At 60.2% G+C, this 19,484-nt stretch carries 13 protein-coding genes and 1 pseudogene; all 14 read left to right on the top strand.

The features are described 5' to 3' along the window. Positions 1 to 48 precede the first annotated feature (48 nt). Positions 49 to 2,346 (top strand): hypothetical protein, encoded by a 2,298-nt coding sequence (locus tag JNK74_04055; GenBank protein MBL7645347.1) that lies wholly within the window; start codon positions 49 to 51, stop codon positions 2,344 to 2,346. Between the two features lie 576 nt (positions 2,347 to 2,922). Then, positions 2,923 to 3,855, top strand: a complete 933-nt coding sequence (locus tag JNK74_04050) for a hypothetical protein (protein MBL7645346.1) — start codon at positions 2,923 to 2,925, stop codon at positions 3,853 to 3,855. A gap of 55 nt (positions 3,856 to 3,910) precedes the next feature. Further along, positions 3,911 to 6,520, top strand: a complete 2,610-nt coding sequence (gene gspD, locus JNK74_04045) for a type II secretion system secretin GspD (GenBank protein MBL7645345.1) — start codon at positions 3,911 to 3,913, stop codon at positions 6,518 to 6,520. A 3-nt stretch (positions 6,521 to 6,523) separates the two neighbouring features. Further along, positions 6,524 to 8,257: a type II secretion system ATPase GspE gene (gene gspE, locus JNK74_04040; protein ID MBL7645344.1), complete on the top strand. Its 1,734-nt coding sequence runs from the start codon at positions 6,524 to 6,526 to the stop codon at positions 8,255 to 8,257. Between the two features lie 260 nt (positions 8,258 to 8,517). Beyond that, positions 8,518 to 9,747 (top strand): type II secretion system inner membrane protein GspF, encoded by a 1,230-nt coding sequence (gene gspF / locus JNK74_04035; GenBank protein ID MBL7645343.1) that lies wholly within the window; start codon positions 8,518 to 8,520, stop codon positions 9,745 to 9,747. Between the two features lie 19 nt (positions 9,748 to 9,766). Continuing rightward, positions 9,767 to 10,198: a type II secretion system major pseudopilin GspG gene (gene gspG / locus JNK74_04030; GenBank protein ID MBL7645342.1), complete on the top strand. Its 432-nt coding sequence runs from the start codon at positions 9,767 to 9,769 to the stop codon at positions 10,196 to 10,198. 133 nt (positions 10,199 to 10,331) lie between these two features. After that, the gene (locus tag JNK74_04025) at positions 10,332 to 10,820 is read left to right on the top strand and encodes a type II secretion system protein GspG (protein ID MBL7645341.1); all 489 of its coding nucleotides are present in this window, start codon (positions 10,332 to 10,334) and stop codon (positions 10,818 to 10,820) included. 396 nt (positions 10,821 to 11,216) lie between these two features. Continuing rightward, positions 11,217 to 11,333 (top strand): annotated as a pseudogene (locus JNK74_04020) (type II secretion system protein). Between the two features lie 848 nt (positions 11,334 to 12,181). Next, a complete protein-coding gene (locus JNK74_04015) occupies positions 12,182 to 12,571 on the top strand; it encodes a hypothetical protein (GenBank protein MBL7645340.1) in 390 nt (129 codons plus the stop codon). Further along, complete coding sequence (locus JNK74_04010) at positions 12,555 to 13,481, top strand: prepilin-type N-terminal cleavage/methylation domain-containing protein (GenBank protein MBL7645339.1); 927 nt, start codon at positions 12,555 to 12,557, stop codon at positions 13,479 to 13,481. The genes JNK74_04015 and JNK74_04010 overlap by 17 nt, the downstream gene beginning before the upstream one ends. A gap of 171 nt (positions 13,482 to 13,652) precedes the next feature. After that, positions 13,653 to 14,933 carry a general secretion pathway protein GspK gene (locus JNK74_04005; GenBank protein ID MBL7645338.1) on the top strand — a complete coding sequence of 427 codons (1,281 nt, stop codon included), beginning with the start codon at positions 13,653 to 13,655 and terminating at the stop codon, positions 14,931 to 14,933. Between the two features lie 390 nt (positions 14,934 to 15,323). After that, positions 15,324 to 16,790: a pilus assembly protein PilM gene (gene pilM / locus JNK74_04000; GenBank protein MBL7645337.1), complete on the top strand. Its 1,467-nt coding sequence runs from the start codon at positions 15,324 to 15,326 to the stop codon at positions 16,788 to 16,790. Beyond that, positions 16,777 to 17,301 (top strand): hypothetical protein, encoded by a 525-nt coding sequence (locus JNK74_03995; protein MBL7645336.1) that lies wholly within the window; start codon positions 16,777 to 16,779, stop codon positions 17,299 to 17,301. Before pilM ends, JNK74_03995 begins: the two co-directional genes overlap by 14 nt. Positions 17,302 to 17,613: 312 nt before the next feature. Next, positions 17,614 to 19,455, top strand: a complete 1,842-nt coding sequence (gene tadA / locus JNK74_03990; GenBank protein ID MBL7645335.1) for a Flp pilus assembly complex ATPase component TadA — start codon at positions 17,614 to 17,616, stop codon at positions 19,453 to 19,455. The last annotated feature ends 29 nt before the right edge of the window (positions 19,456 to 19,484 follow it).

Genomic DNA, 19,484 nt, shown 5'->3' with positions numbered 1-19,484 from the left:
GGCATGAAAGGAAATGGATACGTGATCTCGCGTAGACGACACTTAGGAATGGCGATACTGGCCGGCGGCCTGTTACTTGCCACCAATACCTGGGCTATCTTCCCGCTGGGTAGTTTCGATTCATTCGATGTGCTTCGTATCAAGAAGCATCGGGTGAACGACTTCGATGCCAACAACAATGGCCGCGTGGAAGAGACCGAGGGTGTGCCCGTCCTGATCGAAAATGGTCGGAGCGGTTTCACCGAGGCGGAGCTGGAGATTGTCCGCGAGTCCTTCGCCGTATGGGAGCGTGTTCCGCAGAGCTACGCGTCCGTAGACGAGATTGGCCTGTTTCAGGATCCGGTCATCGCCGGCGGCACCGCGGATTTGCAGAATACCATTGTGATGCAGGTTACGAGCACGGTGGATCTGGATGGCGATGGACTTCCCGACGAGAACGTGGAGCCCGATCCCGCCGATGTCATTTTCGCCCTGCCCGCCGGCGTGCTGGGTGTCAACGTCTATATACACGCCGTCGACGATGTGATTATCGATACGCCGAGCGAATCCTACCTCGTAAGCGCCGGAAACATTGTCGACAACGACGTGATTATCGTCGCGGATACGGTGCGTCCTCAAGTCCTGGGTGAAGAGCCGCTCGGGGACCTCCAGAGCGTGCTTGTTCACGAAATGGGCCACTTCTTTGGCATGGGCCACACGCCCCTCAACAACCTCACCGAGAGCGACGCCAGCCTGATTGAAACGACGGCCATGGTGCACAGCATCGCGGGTGTGCAGCGCCGCATCGGCGTTACGCCGACGATGTTCCCGTTTATCTTCGAAGTGACCGCCGAGGGCGGCGGACTTGAAGGCGGCGGGGCCGATCTCGCGCCGGACGACATCTCGGCCATCTCGTGGCTCTATCCTCGTGGTAGCCAGGACCTGTTTTTTGATCTTACGGGTGAGGCGCGCACCCGCACGCGTCCGGGCACGGGTCTTCCGTCGATCCAGGTTGCAAGCGCGCATGTAGTCGCCTGGGCGGACGTGGACAACGACGAAGCGACACCCCGCGTTCCCCTTTTCAGCGCCTTCACCGCCTACTTTGAGAATCCGGAGAACACCGAGCGGGATGGTTGGTTCGAGATTAACAACCTGTGGAAGACTCTCGAAACCGGATCGGGCGTGATCAACGCGACTTATACGCTCAGCATGACGCCGTTCAACGGCGGCGGCTATGATCGCCAGTCGCCCCCCGGCTTCTCGGTGGAAGAATTCGACAACATCGGCGGACGCACCACCGTATTCAATACGTATCCGTCGGAAGTGTTTCATGAAGTTGAAAACATCATCGACGTCTCCAACAAGGATGCCGGCACGGCGCTTGTCTGGGATTTCGAACGTGGAACGCTCGTCAGCACCGACACCGAGCGCAGCATTGAAGAGATCCTGGGCGACGACCCGATGTTCGGGGACCCCAATGACGTCTGTATCCTGAACGTGGTGAGTTCGGTCGCGGCCGGCGGCGGCACGGGCGCTCTGAACCAGGCGGCCAAAGGCGCGAATGCCGTTCGGTCACTGCGCGACACCGTTCTAATGGAGACCCCCCTGGGTAGTTTCATCGTTGAAACCTACTACAAAGTCTCCCCCTCGGCCGCCCGCTTCCTCTTGGGCAACAGTTTCGCGCTGGGCGCCACCGTCAAGGCCGTTCGGGCATTCTACTGGTGCATGGAGAATTTCACCATGATTCTGGGAGTTTCAGTCCTTCTTTCCGGGATAGTTTACGGGCTTCGCAAACGTCGTCGGGCGGTATCCGGCGTCGCGGGTGCGCTGCTTCTGGGACTCATGCTCACGCCGGGCGCCCAGGCCGTGCTGCAATATCAGAACACCGAGCAGCTTGTGGCCGGCGCCACGGATGTGGTCTCCGGCACGATTACGAGCGCGCAGGCGCGGTGGGAAGGCGGCACCTCCTATATCTATACCGACGTGGTGGTGCAGATTGAAGACAAAGCCAAGGGCGGCTTGAACAAGCAGTCCACGGTCACCTTCAGCCAGATTGGCGGGCGTGTCGGCGGTCTGGATACCCAGGTCAGCGAACTGCCCAGCTTCAGCGCGGGCGAGGAAGTAGTTCTTTATCTCCAGTATGTCGAAGGCGAGGGCTACCTGGTCTACAATGGTCTGGGTGGAAAGCAACTCGTGTCTCTGGATGCCGCCACGAAGACGAAGTATGTGGCCACCCCGCCCGATATCAAGGCCAAGAAGGCCAAGTCGCTGGCTCCTGGCGAGACGGTGCCCGATAAGATGGAGGTGTCGGAGTTCATGGCGGAGTTGCGGGCGATTGCCAAAGCCCAGGAGAAGGCGAAGTCCTGATGGGACTTTTCGGTGTAGTGGGTTTCGTGTCACACCCCCGGTATTCGGGGGTGTGATTTTTTTTGAGGGGGGTGGCGGGTCTTATGGGTCTTATGGGTCTTATGGGTCTTATGGGTCTTATGGGTCTTATGGGTCTTATGGGTCCCTTGGGTCCCTTGGGTCCCTTGGGTCCCTTGGGTCCCTTGGGTCCCGGGCTGGCGCGATATCTCCTAACCTGAAGCCTGAAGCCTACAGCCTACAGCCTACAGCCTACAGCCTACAACCGCCTGCTTCGCGCGAAACCTGCCCTTCCGCATGCCGATCCGGGGGGTTCCGGGGGTTCCTGTGCTTTTGCGTTGTCGGCTGGGGATGGGCTACACTACGCGCCCGTAGCGAACATGGGGCAGGTGTGTACCGAGGCCGGTTGTAGCGTCCGTTGATCGGGCGGCCTTCAGTGCCGTCTTTCCTGTCAACCCGCGCGCCCATACCGGCGTTAGTTGTGGTATCACAACATGTTGCGGCGGGGCGGAATCGAAACCGAGGCCCAGTTTGGCTTCGGGAATGTCGTATACCGCAAGCCCGATACGAGAGGTAGCAATGGTACGTGGTTTAATCATACGGCAGCTTTTCCTGGTGCTGAACCTGGCGCTGTCCGGCTTGATTCTGTACACGGCGGCGTCGGTGGTGCTTCAGATGACCAGCCCGCCTCAGGTCGCCGATGCCTTATCGCCGCCGGTGGAGGGCGGCGCGGAAAGTTCGGGCGAGGCGCTGAAATCTCTTCGGGAGCGCACGGCCTATAGCAGCATCATGGAGAACAAGCTCTTCGGCGAGGCCGGGCAATTCAAGGTGGATCAGCAGGCCACCGAGGTCATTCCCGAAGAGCCGGTTCCGGGCCCTGCGGAAGAAGAGACCAAACTGAATCTGAAGCTCTGGGCGGTGACGAGCCTTTCACCCAAGAGTCCTTTTGCCTCGGCGAGTATCGAGGATCTCGGCCAGAAGACGGGAAGCCAGCTTTTTCATATTGGCAATCCGGTGGTGGAGAATGTCACGCTGGAGGAAGTACATCCGCGCTGGGTGGTGCTGATCAATCGAAACGAGAGCCCGCCCAAACGCGAACGCCTGAGCATGGACGAGGAAGAGGGCGCCGAAGGAGCCGACGCGAACACGCTGGCCTCGCGGGGCAGCCGGGCCCCCACGCTTCCGCCGCAGGAAGTGGAGATCGATCGGAACGACTTTATCAATGAGTTGACCGTGAACTATGCGGACCTGGTGACCAAGGTCAAGCCCGAGCTTTACCGGGACGCCAACGGGAAAGTGGCCGGTATCACGGCGGCGGATATCGCCGAGGTGCCGCTTGCCAAGCAGCTCGGGCTGGAGAACGGGGATGTGCTCCAGACGGTCAACAACGAGAAGATCGACAGCGAGCAGAAGGTGCTGGAGATGGTCCAGAAATATCAGGACGCCGGTTCGTTCCGCATCGGTATCATGCGCAACGGCAAACAGAAGATAATCACCTACAATTTCCGCTAACACGCCGCAGCTCCCAGCCGGGAGCACTGGCTGAACCCGATTGGAAGGACAGACCGTGCTGAAGCGATGCATCGCCTGTTTTGCAGTACACCTCCTTGCCCTGGGCCTGTTTACCGCCGTGCCGGCGCCCGCCCAGGAGGAGCAGGAGGTTGTCGAGGAAGTTCCCGTGGAAGAGGCCCCCGCCGAGGAAGCCCCTGCGGAAGAAGCGCCGGTCGACGAGCACGCGGTCGAAGAGATTCCCGTGCAGGAGGTGCCCGAGAGCGGCACGAGCACGCGCCGTCCCTCCAGCGGCACATCGACGCGGCCCCCCAGCGGTACCACGACGACCCGCCCCCGTGTGAACCGCCCCCAGCCGCTGACCCCGCCGGCCGCGCGTCCCCAGCCGCCCCAGGTTCCCGGCGGCGCGAAGCTGGCCGATACCCCGGCGGCCCCCGCGCTGCCGCCCGGCGCCACGCCGGACGAAGACGCGCTGTTCAATTTCAACGACCAGCCTCTGATCCAGGTGATCCAGCACATCGCCATGTTGACGGGCAAGAACTTCGACATCGATCCCAATATCGGCGCGACCACGGTGACCATTATCACCCACGACAAGTTTCCGCCGGAAATGGCCTACGAAGTGCTCGAATCCGTGCTGAACAGCCGGGGCTACTCGCTGGTGGAAAATCTGGATGGCAAGCTGATTCAGGTCATCCCCACGCCCGACGCGCCCGGATCGGGCAAGACGGGGATCCAGGAAGGTATTACCGCCGACAATATCCCCGAGGGTTACGACACCTTCTCGACCCACGTGGTGCCGATCAAGTACGCCGACCCGGCCGAGATTTCCACGGCGCTGACCCTGCTGGGCACGAAGAACGCCAAGGTGGACACGTATCAGCCGACGAGCACGCTGATTATCACCGACACGGCAAACGGTCTTCGCCGCATGTTGAAATTCATTGAGCTTGCGGACATCCCCGGCAACGACACGACCATGGATATCTTTACGCTGGAGTATACCCGGGCGGAAGTCGTGGCCACCCAGTTGGAGCAGGTGCTCCTGGCGCCCGAGGGTGCCGGCGCGGCACAGAATACGAGCCGCACAACGACCACGCGCCCCCAGTCCGCGACAACCCGGCCCACCCGGCCAACCACCCGCACGGTACCCGGCGCGGAGGCCTCCGCGGTCATCGGCTCGAATGAGGAAGTGCTTCGCATGGTGCCCGATGAGCGGCTGAATTCGCTCATCGTGGTGGCCACGGAAGGCATGATGGAGCAGGTCCGCGATCTGGTGAAACGCCTGGACACGCCCGTGCCCTACGAGCAGAACAACATGCACATTTACGAACTGCTGAATGCGGATGCGGAGTTGATGGAGCAGGCGCTCCAGCCGCTCATCGGCACGGCCCCGCGGCGCCAGGAAGGTGGCGGCGGTGGCGGTGCGGCCGCGGCGGCCGGTGGAGCAGGCGGCGGCGGCGGATCTTCCGGGTCTTCGGAAGTGCAGCCCTTCGAGCAGAAGGTGCAGATCGCCCGCTACGACCAAACCAACTCGCTGCTGATTCTGGCTTCGCCCCAGGATTACAAGCAGCTCGAAGCCTATATCGCGCGGCTCGACGTGCCCCAGCGCCAGGTCTACGTGAAGGCCAGTGTGATGGACGTGGCCCTGAACGATACCTTCAACCTGCAGGTCAACGCGGCCAGCATCAGCGGCAGCGACGGTTTCGGTCTCACGGACACCTCACTGCTCCCGGTGACCGATCTGGCGACGGCCCTGACCAATCCCACGGGCGCGGGCGCGGGCCTGCTCAGCAGTGTGCTGAGTCTGGGGGATTCGGGCGGTATCAGCGCGGGTATTTTCGACGACATCACCGTGGAGTATGGTGGCCGCGAGTTCAACATCCCCTTCGTTCCGGTGCTGTTTCAGGCGCTGGAAACCCTGTCGGATCTGGAAGTGCTGTCCCAGCCGAGCCTGACCACGATTGACAACGAGGAGTCGTCCATCACGGTGGGTAAGGAAGTGCCCTTCATCACGGGCAGTTCCCGCCCCCAGACGACGACGGGCGGCACCGATGGCGAAATTAATTCCAGCTTCGGCACCACGCGAATCGAGCGCGAAGATGTGGGTGTGAAGCTGAAGGTGACCCCCCAGATCAGCGAGGGCGACAACGTCCTGCTGGAGACGGAAATCGAAGTGTCCGACATTGCCGACACGGACCCCCGCGTGGGTACGCCGGACATCGTGGGCCCGACCACGAACAAGTCCCTGTTCACCAGCAAAGTGCTGGTGAAGGACGGTTCCACGGCGGTGCTGGCGGGACTTATTCGCGATTCCACGAACCGCACGCGCAACCAGGCCCCGCTGCTGGGCGATGCGCCCGTGCTGGGCTGGCTTTTCCGCTCGAAGAAAGACACCCGCCAGAAGAGCAATCTGGTGGTGCTGGTGACGCCCCATATCGTGAAAGAAAACGTGGATATGGAGCGCCTCACGCTTCACAAGTTGAACGAGTACCACGATGCCAACCTGGATGAGCTCTTTGAGGCTGGCTTCTTCAAGAAAGTGAAGAAGAAACAGGAATACCGCAAGAGCCACCGCCCGACCTTTGACGAATCCGCGGCGATCACCGGGCGCGATACCGGATCCGGCGCGTCGGACAGTTTCCGCCGCGGCGACATGAAGAGGTAGTGGATGAAAACAGGCCAAGACCTGCAACTGGGCGAGATCCTGATCCGCAATGAGTTCGCGCACCCCGACCAGATAAACGAAGCACTGGAACTCCAGAAGATCCGGCCCAAGCGTCTGGGCGAGCTGCTCCTCGATCTCGGCTATGTGGACGAAGAGCAGGTGCTCACGGCGCTGGGCGAGCAGTTCAATATCCCCTTCGTGGACGAACTGGGCGACGACGTGGAGGCGGCGCTGACGACGAAGGTGCCCATTTCCTTCATCCGCGAGTACCACATGGTGCCCTACAAGCGGAACGGCACCGGCTTCCTTGTGGCGGTGAACGATCCGGTCAACCTGCTGCCTCTGGACGACCTGCGGCTGCTGCTGGGCGGCCCTGTTTCGCCCGTGCTCTGCCGCAAGGGCGATGTGCAGAAGATCATCGACGGCTATTTCGAGCAGCAGAACGAAAACGCCGCCGACATGATCGACAGCATCACGATGGCGGAGAAGGACACGGAGTACAAGTCGCTGGAGAGCATGGGATCCGAGCGGGACCTGCTCGATCTGGCGAACGAAGCCCCCATCATCAAGCTGATCAACCTGGTAATCACGGGCGCGGTCAAAGAGCGCGCCTCCGATATTCACATCGAGCCTTTCGAAAAAGAAGTGCGCGTCCGCTACCGCATCGACGGCGTCCTGTACGAGAAGTTCGCCGTGCCCCGGGGCCAGCAGGCCGCGGTGATCTCCCGCGTGAAGATCATGGCGGATTTGAACATCGCCGAGCACCGCCTCCCGCAGGACGGGCGCATCAAGATCCGCCTGAGCGGCAAGGAGATCGACATCCGTGTGTCGGTCATTCCCATCGCCCACGGCGAGCGCGTGGTGATGCGTATTCTGGAGAAGGGGAGCTTTCTTTTCAGCCTGGAGCACCTCGGCATGGAGGAAAAAGATCGCACCCAGCTCGACAAAATCATTCAGAGCTCCCACGGTATCTTTCTGGTGACGGGGCCCACCGGCTCGGGCAAATCCACCACGCTTTATGCCGCGCTACAGCGGGTGAATTCGCCGGACAAGAACATCATCACGGTGGAAGACCCCATCGAATACCAGCTTGAGGGCATCGGCCAGATCCAGGTTGCGCCGAAGATCGGCCTGACCTTCGCGGCGGGCCTGCGCAGTATCCTGCGCCAGGACCCGGATATTATTCTGATCGGCGAAATCCGCGATATGGAAACGGCGGAGATGGCGGTGCAGGCCTCGCTCACGGGCCACCTGGTGTTTTCCACACTGCACACCAACGACAGCGCCGGCGCGATCACGCGACTGGTCAACATGGGCATCGAGCCTTTCCTGGTGACCTCGTCCACCATCGCGATTCAGGCGCAGCGCCTGGTGCGGCGCATCTGCGACGCCTGCCGCGAGGCCTACACACCCGAGCTGGAAACCTGGCGCGAGTTGGGCATCGAGCCGCCCGCGAAGGAAAAGCAGATCCTGTATCGCGCGGTGGGGTGCAAGAAGTGCTCCGAGCGCGGCTACAAAGGCCGGACCGGTATTTTCGAGCTGCTGTTGATGACCCCGCGCATTCAGGAGATGGCGCTGCAGGGCGTGGACTCCAACCAGATCAAGCGCGAGGCCCGGAAGTACGGCATGCGGACGCTGCGCGAAGACGGCGCCCACCGGGCCATGCTCGGCCTGACCTCGGCGGAAGAAATTCTCCGCGTGACGCGGAACGACATGGAAGAAGAGTTTATGGGCTGAGGCGTGCCCGGTGCTGATCTGTAACGATTGTGGTGGTGGGGACGTTGGTATAGTGGACCGAGTGGATTCGCCGCGGCGAATGGACCGAGTGGACCGAGTTTCTTCGGCCCGAAGGGCCAGCGCAGCTTTCAGCCCTGGGCAACGCCCAGGGTCTACGGAACCCCAAATCATATCGCCCTGAAAGGGCAGCGCAGTTGCTCGGCGTCGCGGCGGTTGGCGCGGCGAGAACAACCGGGCGGACAGGAAACGAAGAAGATCCCATGGCGGTTTACGACTACAAAGCGATCAACAAGGCGACGGGCAAGAGCTCGAAGGGCGTGATCGATGCGGAGAGTCCGGCCCAGGCGCGGCAGAAGCTTCGCGACCAGGATCTTTTCCCCACGGAGATCGTCGAAAGCGCCACCATGGTGTCGACCCGGGGCCAGGATCCAAAGGCGGCGCACAAGGGTGGCGGCGGTCGCGTCTCGTCGCGCGATCTGGCCATGCTCACGCGCCAGTTTGCGGTGTTGTTGAAGGCGGGCATGCCCCTGGTGGATGCGCTGAGCGCCATGCAGGAGCAGACCAGCAAGCCCCGGCTCCAGTCGGCGCTCTATGATATCCGCGACAACGTGAACAGCGGAACGACCCTGGCCGACGCGCTAGCGAAGCACCCGCGGCTGTTTTCCAATCTGTATGTGAACATGGTGCGCGCGGGCGAGGTGAGCGGCACGCTGGAGGAGGTGCTCTTTCGTCTGGCCGAGATCCAGGAGCATCAGTCGAAGCTGAAAGGCCAGCTCATGTCGAGCCTGGCCTACCCCGTGTTCATGGGGCTCTTCGCCATTGCCGTGGTGGTGTTTCTGATGATGTTCATCGTGCCGCGCATCACGCTGATCTTCGAGAAACAGGAAGCGGCCCTGCCCAAGCCCACGCTGGTGCTCATCGCGTGCAGTGATTTCCTGGGCAGCTACTGGTACCTGATCATAGGCGCGATTTTCGGTGGATTCGCCCTCTGGCGCTACTGGGTCTCCCAGCCGAAGGGGCGGCTCAAGTGGGACCGCATGAAGTTGAAGTTTCCGCTCTATGGCGGACTGCACCTGAAATTGGTCTGCGCGCGTTTCGCGCGAACCCTCGGCACCATGCTCCAGAGTGGATTGACCATGCTGCCCGCGCTGGAAGTGGTGAATTCGGTGCTGGACAACGCCCATTTCCGGGAGCATATGGACGAGGTGAAGGCGGGCGTGCGGCGCGGACGCGAGCTGTCGCAACAACTTAAGGAAACGGGCATGTTTCCCTCCATGATGATCCACATGGTGGAGCTGGGCCAGCGCAGCGGCGAGATCGAGGACATGCTTATCAAGGTGGCGGACACCTACGACGAGGATGTGCGCCTGACCATCGACGCCATCGTGGGCCTGATCGAGCCTGTTATAATTATTGTCATGGGAGTCTTTGTGGGCTTCCTGGTCATATCCATCTTATTGCCGATTCTGAACATGAGCCAGAATCTTTAACATGAGGAGCAAGAGAGCGATGAACACGAACAAGAAGCGGCGCACCCGCAACGACGGCGGCTTTACCCTGGTGGAACTGATGGTGGTGATTTCGATCATCGCCGTGCTCGCGGCCATCGTGGGCTACAACGTGCTGGGCTCCGTGGACCAGGGCAACATCGCGGCGGCGAAGGCGCAGATCAAACAGTTCGACACGGCGCTGGTGGCGTACAAGATAAAGTTCAAGAAGTTCCCCGAAGATCTGGGCGCGCTGATCAGTCCGCCCAGTGGTGATCCGATCATGAACGCGAAGGAAGTGCCGCTGGATCCCTGGGGCAATCCCTATCAGTACCAGCTTGAAGGATCGCGGAAGTACGTGATCACGTCGCTGGGCGCGGACGGCGCACCGGGCGGAGAAGATGTGGATGCGGATATCAAGAGCGACGATATCACGAACGAGGCGGCGCAGTAACGAGAAAAAGTGTTGACCACGGAATGACACGGAAAAGCACGGAAGGAAAAGTCCAGCGGGACTTTAAGACAATTGAATGAGAGTTTTCCCACAGATTCACACCGATTTCCACAGATAGTGAGAATACAGCGCTGTGTTTGAGTCGCTCCCAAACAGCTTTCTGACCGTGCGAGGCGACGTCTTGGGCGATCAGAGCGAGACGGACCGATTTACCGCTCTTGAGCGTATCGCGGTGATAGTCGTTGTGACACCTTGTATCTGCCTGGGCGCTCTGGGATTGTTCGATATATTGTTTTATCGCTGGACGCAATTCGAGCAAGGCGAGATAGCGGCGGCGAAGGCGCAGATCAAGCAGTTTGATACGGCGCTTACGGCGTACAAGATGAAGTTTGGCGAATTGCCCGAAAACCTCGATCAGTTGTTATTGCCGCCGAGTGGTGAGCCCATTATGAATGCGAAAGTGATCCCGGTGGATCCGTGGGACACTCCTTACCTTTATTTGAAGTTGGATTCGAAGTCTTATGTAATAGTGTCACTGGGTGCTGACGGTGAACCAAGCGGCGACGGCAAGGATGCCGATATCCGCAGTGATGAGCTTACGAATGAGGCCGCACAGTATTAGGATGTTGACCATGGATGGCATCGACAATACGGACGCCTCCGGGAAAAATTGAACCACGAATGGACACGAATTCACACGAATGAGATACGGTCAAATGGACGTGTCCCCTTCCTTCCGTGTAGTTCCGTGTAGTTCCGTGGTCAAATTCCCTTTCTTGACCACGGAATGACACGGAAATTCACGGAAAGAGAAGCGCTGCTGGCGCGAGATTTGTGATGTCCCGCTGGTTCCTGCGGTCCTTTGCGTCATAGCGTCTTTGCGTGCGAATCCATCGAACAGCGCACGCAAGGGCGCTAAGGCGCAAAGAGCCCTGTCAGCGGATTTCGCGGGCGCACGTTACCTATGTGTACGGGTTTCGGCGTAATCGAAGGATTTTCGGAAAGCATACCTGGCGTAATGTCACACTTGGAACATCATAGGCGCGCTTGCCGCGCAGCGCAGGCGGGTTTCACGTTGCTGGAACTGGCGCTGGTGGTATTTCTGATCGGGGTGGTGGCGGCGATGGCGGTGCCGCAGATTCTGCCGATTATCGCCTTCAGCGAGCTGGAGGGAAGCGCGCGGCATATTGCGGGCTTCGGTCGCGGGGCCATGGCGCACTCGGCGCTGCTGCGGGATCGGGTAGTGGTGCGGGTGGACTTGACGGAGCAGGAGATCTACGCGGTCCACTGGATTATCGAGGAAACGGAGGAGGAGAAGAAACTGCGCGAGGAGGAGCCGGACCAGTTGGCGAAGCTTGCGCAACTGAAGGAGAAGGGCATTCGCTCGGCGGAAGACCTGGACAAGTCGCTGCTCCAGGGGGGCGAGTTGAGCAGTCTGCTGGGGGGCGATGACGGCGGTTTCGACGAAGAACTCGCCGGCTACCAGATGACGGACAAGTTCAATACCTTTGCGCGCCAGGCGCTGGAGACGCGCGCGGAAAATGTGAAGCACGACGAGAGTTTTCTGGAGGATGTGGGGGATATCTTCACGGAAGAGGACATCTTCGATCTGGACGAGAAAGAGCCGATCGAGGAGGAGTTGGCGGATCCGATTTTGCGCCGAACAAAGTTGAGCGAGAGCGTGACGATTACGGACGTGGTATTGGATGGCGCCCCCGTCGGCAAGGGCGTGGTGGAGATTGAATTCACGGTGCTGGGGCTGGTGCAGAAGGCGGTGTTTTATATCGAGAATGAGGATGGCGACGCCTTCACGGTGTTGTGGGACCCAGTCTCGGGTCGCACGAACATCTTCCCCGGTCGGGAGGAGGATCTGTGATGGGCGCGCACGAAAATGAAAACTGTGGGGCTGGAAAGCCCCCCCTCCATAGCGGGCGAAACTGTGGGGCTGGAAAGCCCCCTCTCCATAATGGGGGGTTTACGCTGGTGGAGGTGCTTGCCGCGCTGGCGATTCTGGGCGGGGCGATGTTCATTTTGCTGAATACTCACTACAGCGCGCTGCGGCTCCATGAGGAGATGGCCAGTTCGGTGTTGCGCCGGGAGCTGATGGAGCGGGTGGTGAGCGATGCGGAGTTCAAGGTGCTGGCGGGGACCCTCACGGAGTCCGGCGAGTTTGAAGGTCGCTACGCGGGCTATTCCTGGGCCTTCAATGGCACGCCCATGGGCGGATCGGAGGATATGCCCCTGCCCTTTTACCAGGTTGAAGCGACACTGCGCACGCCGGATGGCGAGGAAGAGTCGCTGAACTTCTACGTTTATAACGTGGGCAGCAATGAGGTGTTGGCGGAAGGGGCGACGAATGAAAATGCGAAGTGAGGTTATGGGGAATTACCCCCCCTGCCCCCCCGTCCTCCTGCGGCGGATCTTCGACAGCGGGGGGGCATTCCGCGCGCGGCGGGGCCAGGCGGGTTTCACCATGATCGAAATGATGGTGGCCATGGTCATCTTGGTGATTCTGGTGGGCGCGGTGTACACGTGTTTTGTTTCCGTGGCGGACACGGCGGACATCGCGCGGACCTCCGCGGATGAACTGCGCATCCAGCAGTTGCTGTGGAAGCACTTCACCGAAAACATCAGCGCGACCCATCCCAATCCGAATGGCGAATACGCCCTGATTGGCGAGGACGAGTCCGGCGCCTATGGCCCCTCGGACACCCTGCGCCTGGTGACCCAGTTGCCCATGAGCGGCGCGAAGTCCCTGCCGGGTCTGGTGAAGAAGGTGGAGTACCACGTGGACGATCCGAGCGTGTCCGAAGAGGGCGGCTTTCAGAAATTCGCCATAGATGAAGCGCCCGCGGAGGAGAAAGAGGGGGTGACCCTTTTTATCACCGAATCGCCCCTCGTGCTCTTTGGCGAGGACGAGGGCGGCGAATTGTTCGAGGCGGAGGACGCGGGCGAGAACGAGATCGTGTGGGAGCGCGAGTTGCCCATCCGCGCGATGAACTTTCTGTATTACGATGGCGCCGCGGAGGAGTGGGTGGAGGAGTGGAATTCCGATGAGACGGGCATGCTGCCCTGGGCGATTCGCGTTCAAATCAACCTGGCGAAGACCGAGGGCCAGTTGATGGAGGAGGCTTCCATGGGCGTCGACCCGCAGGAAGACTTTGATATGGATGTGACCGTGGTGTTGTCGTCCAGCGCGGGTACGCTCGAAGAGTTCGGCGACCCAAACCAATTTCGTCCCAGTATGGAGTCGGCGCAGGAGGCGGGGGCGGAAGTCAATTGACAATTGACAATTGACAATTGACAATTGACAGTTGACAGTTGACAGTTGACAGTTGATTGCGTTGGTGGTTTGGGTTTGTTTCGGTCCACCGAGTCCGCTCAGTCCACTGGTGATTTGGTAAAGTATTGAGGTATTGCATTGAAGCAGCGATGTGAAAAGCGGAATGAAGGCGTGGCGTTGATTTTGACGCTGCTCTTTGTCGTGCTGCTTACCGTGCTGGTGGTGGAGTTTGCCTATGAGGCTCAGGTGGAGGCGTCGTATTCCATGAACAGCGGGAACGACTATCAGGCGCGGCTGGCGGCGCGGTCGGCGGTGTACAAGGGCATTTCGATCTTGGAAATGGACCGCCTCCAGGCCCAACTGTCGACCACGATGACACCAACAAACAACAATAACAACAATAACATGAACACGGCGAATCAGGGTTCGGGTATTACGGTGGACAGCCGGTGGAGTTCCTGGGCGCAGCCGGGGGGATTCGAGCCGCTGAACGACGCCGTGATGCGCACGACGATCACGGACGAATACGGCAAGCTCAATTTGAACGCGCTGGTGGATAATCAGAACGGAAAAGTGGTCCGCGAGCATCTCCGCTATGCCCTGCAGGAATTTTTCCGCATCCGGGGCGAGGCTGCGAGCGCCGAGGTGGATCCCGAGTCGCTGGTGGAGGCCATCATCGACTGGATCGACGATGATGACGAACAAGAAGAAGGTGGCGCGGAGTCGGATTTCTACCTGGCCTCGGAGAATCCCTACAACGCGAAGAACGGTCCCATGGACTCGCTGGACGAGCTGCTTTTGATAAAAGGCATGACCCCGGCGCTGTTCTTCGGCGCGAAGGGCATCGATCCGCCCCAGTTGCCCCTGACCGAGTTCCTCACCGTGCACGGCGACTGGCTCGGCCGCATCAATCCGAACACGGTGTACATTGACTACGATTCGGGCATCAGCGATGTGCTGGAAGCGTACGCCTTCGGATGGCAGGAGGCCGAGCCGGATCTGATTCAGGAAGTTAAATACGAGGACATGATTCAGGACATGGTGGCCGTAGAGGATGTGAGTGGTACCTTCCAGAGCGTTGACGACATAAGAAGTCGGAATTACATCGTATTTGGCAACATTCCCTCTGTGGACGACGGTGGACGGGGCGGGCGCGGCGGAGGTGTGCAAGTCAGCCAAAGCCAGACGCAGCAGAATCGTGCGCAGGAGGAAATGGTACGCTACATGTTCACGGTCTACAGTCACGTGTTCCGCATCCAGGGCGACGCCATGCTGGATGATCTGCTGGTGCGCAACGAGGCCTATGTGCTTCGGACCCCGGAGGATGCGGGGTTGCTGGAGTTTCCCAGCGGGAACAGTCAGATGCAGACGACCAATCCTTTTCCTCCGCTCCCCGTGGTGACGCTGCCCGCGGAGCTTTATCGAATTCTGGAGTGGAAAGTAATACAATGACGAGTCCGGCGTCGGGGTCATTGCGCGATTGTGAAGGCGCGTCATTGCGCGGTGGGTGACCGAGATCTGAAAAATTGAACCGCGAATAAGCGTAGAATCAGCGCGAATAAGAGGCGAGACTCCTGTTATTCGATACTTGCTATTGTGCCCGTTTGCTTTCGGCCCGAAGGGCCAGTGCAGCTTTCAGGCCGGAAGAATCAGGCCCTGTTATCAGGTTAGGACGCATCTTGGATGTTCCGAACGGAACTCCCAGACGTTTGCGCTTGTGGTGGAATTTATTCTGCTTGATTTGCGCCCGGCGGTGATTGATCGTTGGGGTTAGCCGCTTGTAACCTGCATAAAGTGACCGTTTCCTTCGCTTGCCGCGTATACGATATTGGAGTTGTGTGAATGCTGTTTAGTGCGAAGATAGGCGCCATCGAGTTCGTGGAAAACGAGGTGCGGGTGGCGGTGGTGAAAACGGGCGGGCGCAAGCCGGTGCTGCTGGAGGTGCAGTCGCGCACGGCGGCGTATCTGGAAGCGGAGGAGCGGGTGCCCGCCCTGGCCCAGGCCCTGGGCGAGGCGGTGGACGCGCTGAAAAACCCGCCGGCGGTGTTTATCCTCTGCGCGAGCGGCCTCTTCAGCGTGGTGCGGGCGATTACGATTCCCATCCGCGGGCGCAAGCGGGTGTTGGCGGCGGCCCAGTTTGAGCTGGAGCCCCACCTGGCTTTTCCGATCGAAGAGTTGCTGCTCGATTTTAACCTGGTGGCCGAGGTGGACGGCGAGACGGAGGTGCTGGCGGTGGGGATGCGACGCAACCACCTGGAAGAGCAGATGGCGGTGCTGGCGGCGGCGGGGATTGAGGTGGATGCGGTGAACCTGGACGCGGTGGCCATGACGGGCCTGTGGCAGGCGGGGCGCAAGGCGCAGAAGGGCCTTCAGGCCGTGCTCCATGTGCGGAGCCATTGCAGCAGCCTGGTGGTGCTCTTCAACGGGACCATCGCGTATTTCAGAAACATGCCCCAGGGCGCCAAGACCCTTGAAGAACAACCGAATCAGGTGGCGCGGGAGGTGCAGAACACGCTCCGGGCCTTCCTGGCCAAATGGCGCGGCGGCGGCGAGATCACGGCCTTGGAAGTGACCGGGCTGGAAATGACCCCGGCCCTGAGCGATGCTCTGGGAGAAACGCTGCGATTGCCGGTGACTTCGCAGACGATGCTGGCCCGGATCCAGGGCGGCGCCAAGGTGCTGACGCAGGACGAGTTCACGCCGGCCCCCAACACCTGGGAGGCGGCCATTGGCGCGGCCTTTGCCGGGGCGGGTGGGGTGCTGGCCCTGAATTTTGACCGGAGCGAGCGGAGCACGGCCTCGAAGCTGCGGGCCATTGCGCCCCATCTGGTGTACTCGTCGGCCCTGGCGCTGGCGGCCCTGCTCCTCTGGGGCGGGTATTATTATCTGGGCGCGTCCCAGTTTCGCGCCCAGGCGGCGGTGCTGCAGAAAGAGATCGACGGATTGAACGCCGAGATCGAGGCTCTGTCCAAGAAGGGCCTGACCCAGGACATTAACACCGACATTTTCCGCGACCCCCTGGCCCTGGAGATCCTGGCGGACATCAGCCAACGCATGCCTGGAGACAAGGTGAACGTGCTGGAGGTGGTGCTGGCGCCGCCCGGCGCGCGGAGCGGCTGGCTGACCATTGCGGGGACGGCCTCCAGCGCGGAGAACGTGAACGCGGCCATGGAAGAACTGGCCAAGTCGACCCTGTATAAGGTTGATCCCAATCCGAAACTGTCCTCCGAGGGCGATCAGATTACCTTTACCGTGCGGGCCTTCCGCCTGGAAGACGAAGAGGAGGAGACGGCCGATGGGAACGAGTGATTTGGACAAGCGCGACAAGGGGACGCTGTTTTTCGCCGGACTTTTTGTGTTGCTGGCCCTTTTCATGGCGGTGTATGTGCCCTCGAGCCTGGGGAAGCGCTACAAGTCGGCCAAGGGGCAGCTCGCCCAGAAGCAGCAGGAGCTGCAATTGGCCCAGTTGGACCTGCTGGCCGAGCAGGACCGGGTCCAGAGCCAGGAGAAGCTGCTGGCGGTGCTGAATGCCCGGGATCCGCGCTTTGACCTTTTCTCCTTCGTGAACGGCGTGTTGAAAGAGGCCAAGCTCAGCGATCGTGCGAAGTTGGAAATTGCCCCCACGACCCGCAACTCCTCGCCGAACCATCCCATGGTGGAGCTGGAGTTGAATGGCGTGAGCCTCGAAGAGCTGATCGAGCTTTTTTACAAGGTGGGCGGGAGCAACAACCTGATTGCGGTGCACAAGATGAGTATCAAACCGGCCGTCAAAGCCCGGGGTCTGGTCTGCGAACTTTCGCTGGTGACCTTGAAAGTCTGAGGTCGAGAAATCGGGGGCGTTCGGGGCGGGGTATTCGGGCGTGGAGAGTACTCTTGACATTCCGGCGTGGATCAGTGACAATGTCGTCTACGCCATGGTCCGTTGGGTCGAATGGGAGCTACGGGTATTGTCGTGTCGGCGGTCGGAAAATTGGGGCCGACGTCGGCGTAAATCGGCGTATCCGGATCGGGTAATCTCTTGACAAAACTGATCGTAAGTCCAGATCTATCAGTAATTACTCTCAGTATTTACATTGACAATTTGGGCCTTCTCTGGTAGAGTTACAGTGTGCATAAGGCAAGAGGTGTCACCATGCAAACGACGTACACCCTGTTTGGGCAGCGCTTGGTTGAAAAGGGAATTATCAAGCAGCAACAGCTTGATGAGGCCATTCACAAACAGCAGACAACCATGGCTCACCGTAAGATCGGTGAGATTCTGGTCCGCCTGAACTATATCAGCAAGCACCATGTGACGGAAGGCCTGGCGGACCAGCTTGGCATTCCGATAGTAAAGCTCGCGGACCGGGAGATCCCCGAGCGCATCCGCAGTTTGATCGATGGCAGTATTGCCACGCTCTACCGCGTGATTCCGATTGAGGAGCGGGGGAACACCATCGTCATCGCGACGGCCGATCCCACCAACATCAACAATCTGGATAATTTGCGCCGCCTTCTGGATCGGGAGGTGGAGCCGGTGCTTTCCACGGGGGAAGAGATCTCCGTGGCGCTGAACAAGTGCTATGGTCTGCAGGACAACACGGTGGAGACGATGCTGTCTTCCGTGAGTTCGGCGAGCAGCATGAGCACGCTGAGCACGATGTCGAATTTGAGCTCGCTGGATTCGTCCATGAGCAGTCTGGGCAGCATGAGCGCCAGCGACATCAGCATGAGCAGCATCAGCATCGACCAGATGGACAAAGACGGTTTCTCCTCCACGGGGGACGGGACCGAGGATGCCGACGACAACAGTCCGGTGATGCGGTATGTGAACCAGATGATTCTGGAAGCCTTCCGCCTTCGGGCGAGCGATATTCACGTGGAGCCTTCCAAGGCGGACGTGAAGGTGCGCTATCGTATCGACGGCGTGATGCAGTTGATGCCGCCGCCGCCCAAGCGCGCGCAGGCCTCGATCATTTCGCGCCTGAAGATCATGTCGGGCATGGACATTACGCAGAAGCGGGTTCCCCAGGACGGCCGCATCAAGATGATGATGAGCGGCAAGATGGTGGACTTGCGCGTGAGCGCGCTCCCGGCCTACTACGGCGAGAGCATGGTAATGCGTATCCTGGACAAGAGCGGTCTGCTGCTGGGTCTGGGCCAGTTGGGCTTTTCGCCGGAGCACCAGCGCCGCTGGGAGCAGTTGCTGGGGCTGAGCACGGGCGTGATTCTGGTGACGGGCCCCACGGGTTCCGGCAAGACCACGTCGCTCTACGCCTCGTTGCACACGCTGAACAAGCCGGACACGAAAATCATCACCGTGGAAGACCCGGTGGAATATCAGTTGGCCGGTATCAATCAGGTACAGATCAACCACGAGATCGCCTTCGACTTCAAACGGGCCCTGCGCGCCATCATGCGCCAGGACCCGAACATCGTGATGGTGGGTGAAATTCGAGACGCCGAAACGGCGGAAATCGCGATCAAGGCGGCCCTGACGGGTCACCTGGTGTTCTCCACGCTGCACACGAACGACACGGCGAGTTCCTTTACCCGTCTGATCGATATCGGGATCAAGCCCTACCTGGTTTCTTCCGGCGTGCGGGCGATTCTGGCGCAGCGTCTGGTGCGCACGATCTGTACGAACTGCAAAGAGACCTGCGCGCCGGATCCGCAGGAAGTCAAGCGTCTCGGATTTGACGTGGATCTTTCGGAGGTGGAGCTGTACCACGGCGCGGGCTGCGACAACTGCAACAACACGGGCCATGCGGGCCGGTTGGGCGCTTATGAACTGATGGTGAACACCGACCGGCTCCGGGAAATGCTGATGAGGCATGAGTCCGCCACCGCGATCAAGCGCGCGGCCCGGGAGCAGGGCATGTTGACGATGCGCGAGGATGCCTGGAAAAAAGCGCTGAACGGCATCACGACGATACAAGAAGTAAACCGCCGCACGCGCGTGGACGAGCCCCTCGAAAAGGTGATTCACACGTAAGCATTGGGGCGGTCGTGCCTGGGAGAATT

Source organism: Candidatus Hydrogenedentota bacterium, from assembly GCA_016791475.1.
GTDB lineage: Bacteria > Hydrogenedentota > Hydrogenedentia > Hydrogenedentales > JAEUWI01 > JAEUWI01.
Note: the sequence above shows the minus strand (reverse complement) of the source record. Positions and strands in the feature narration are given on the sequence as shown.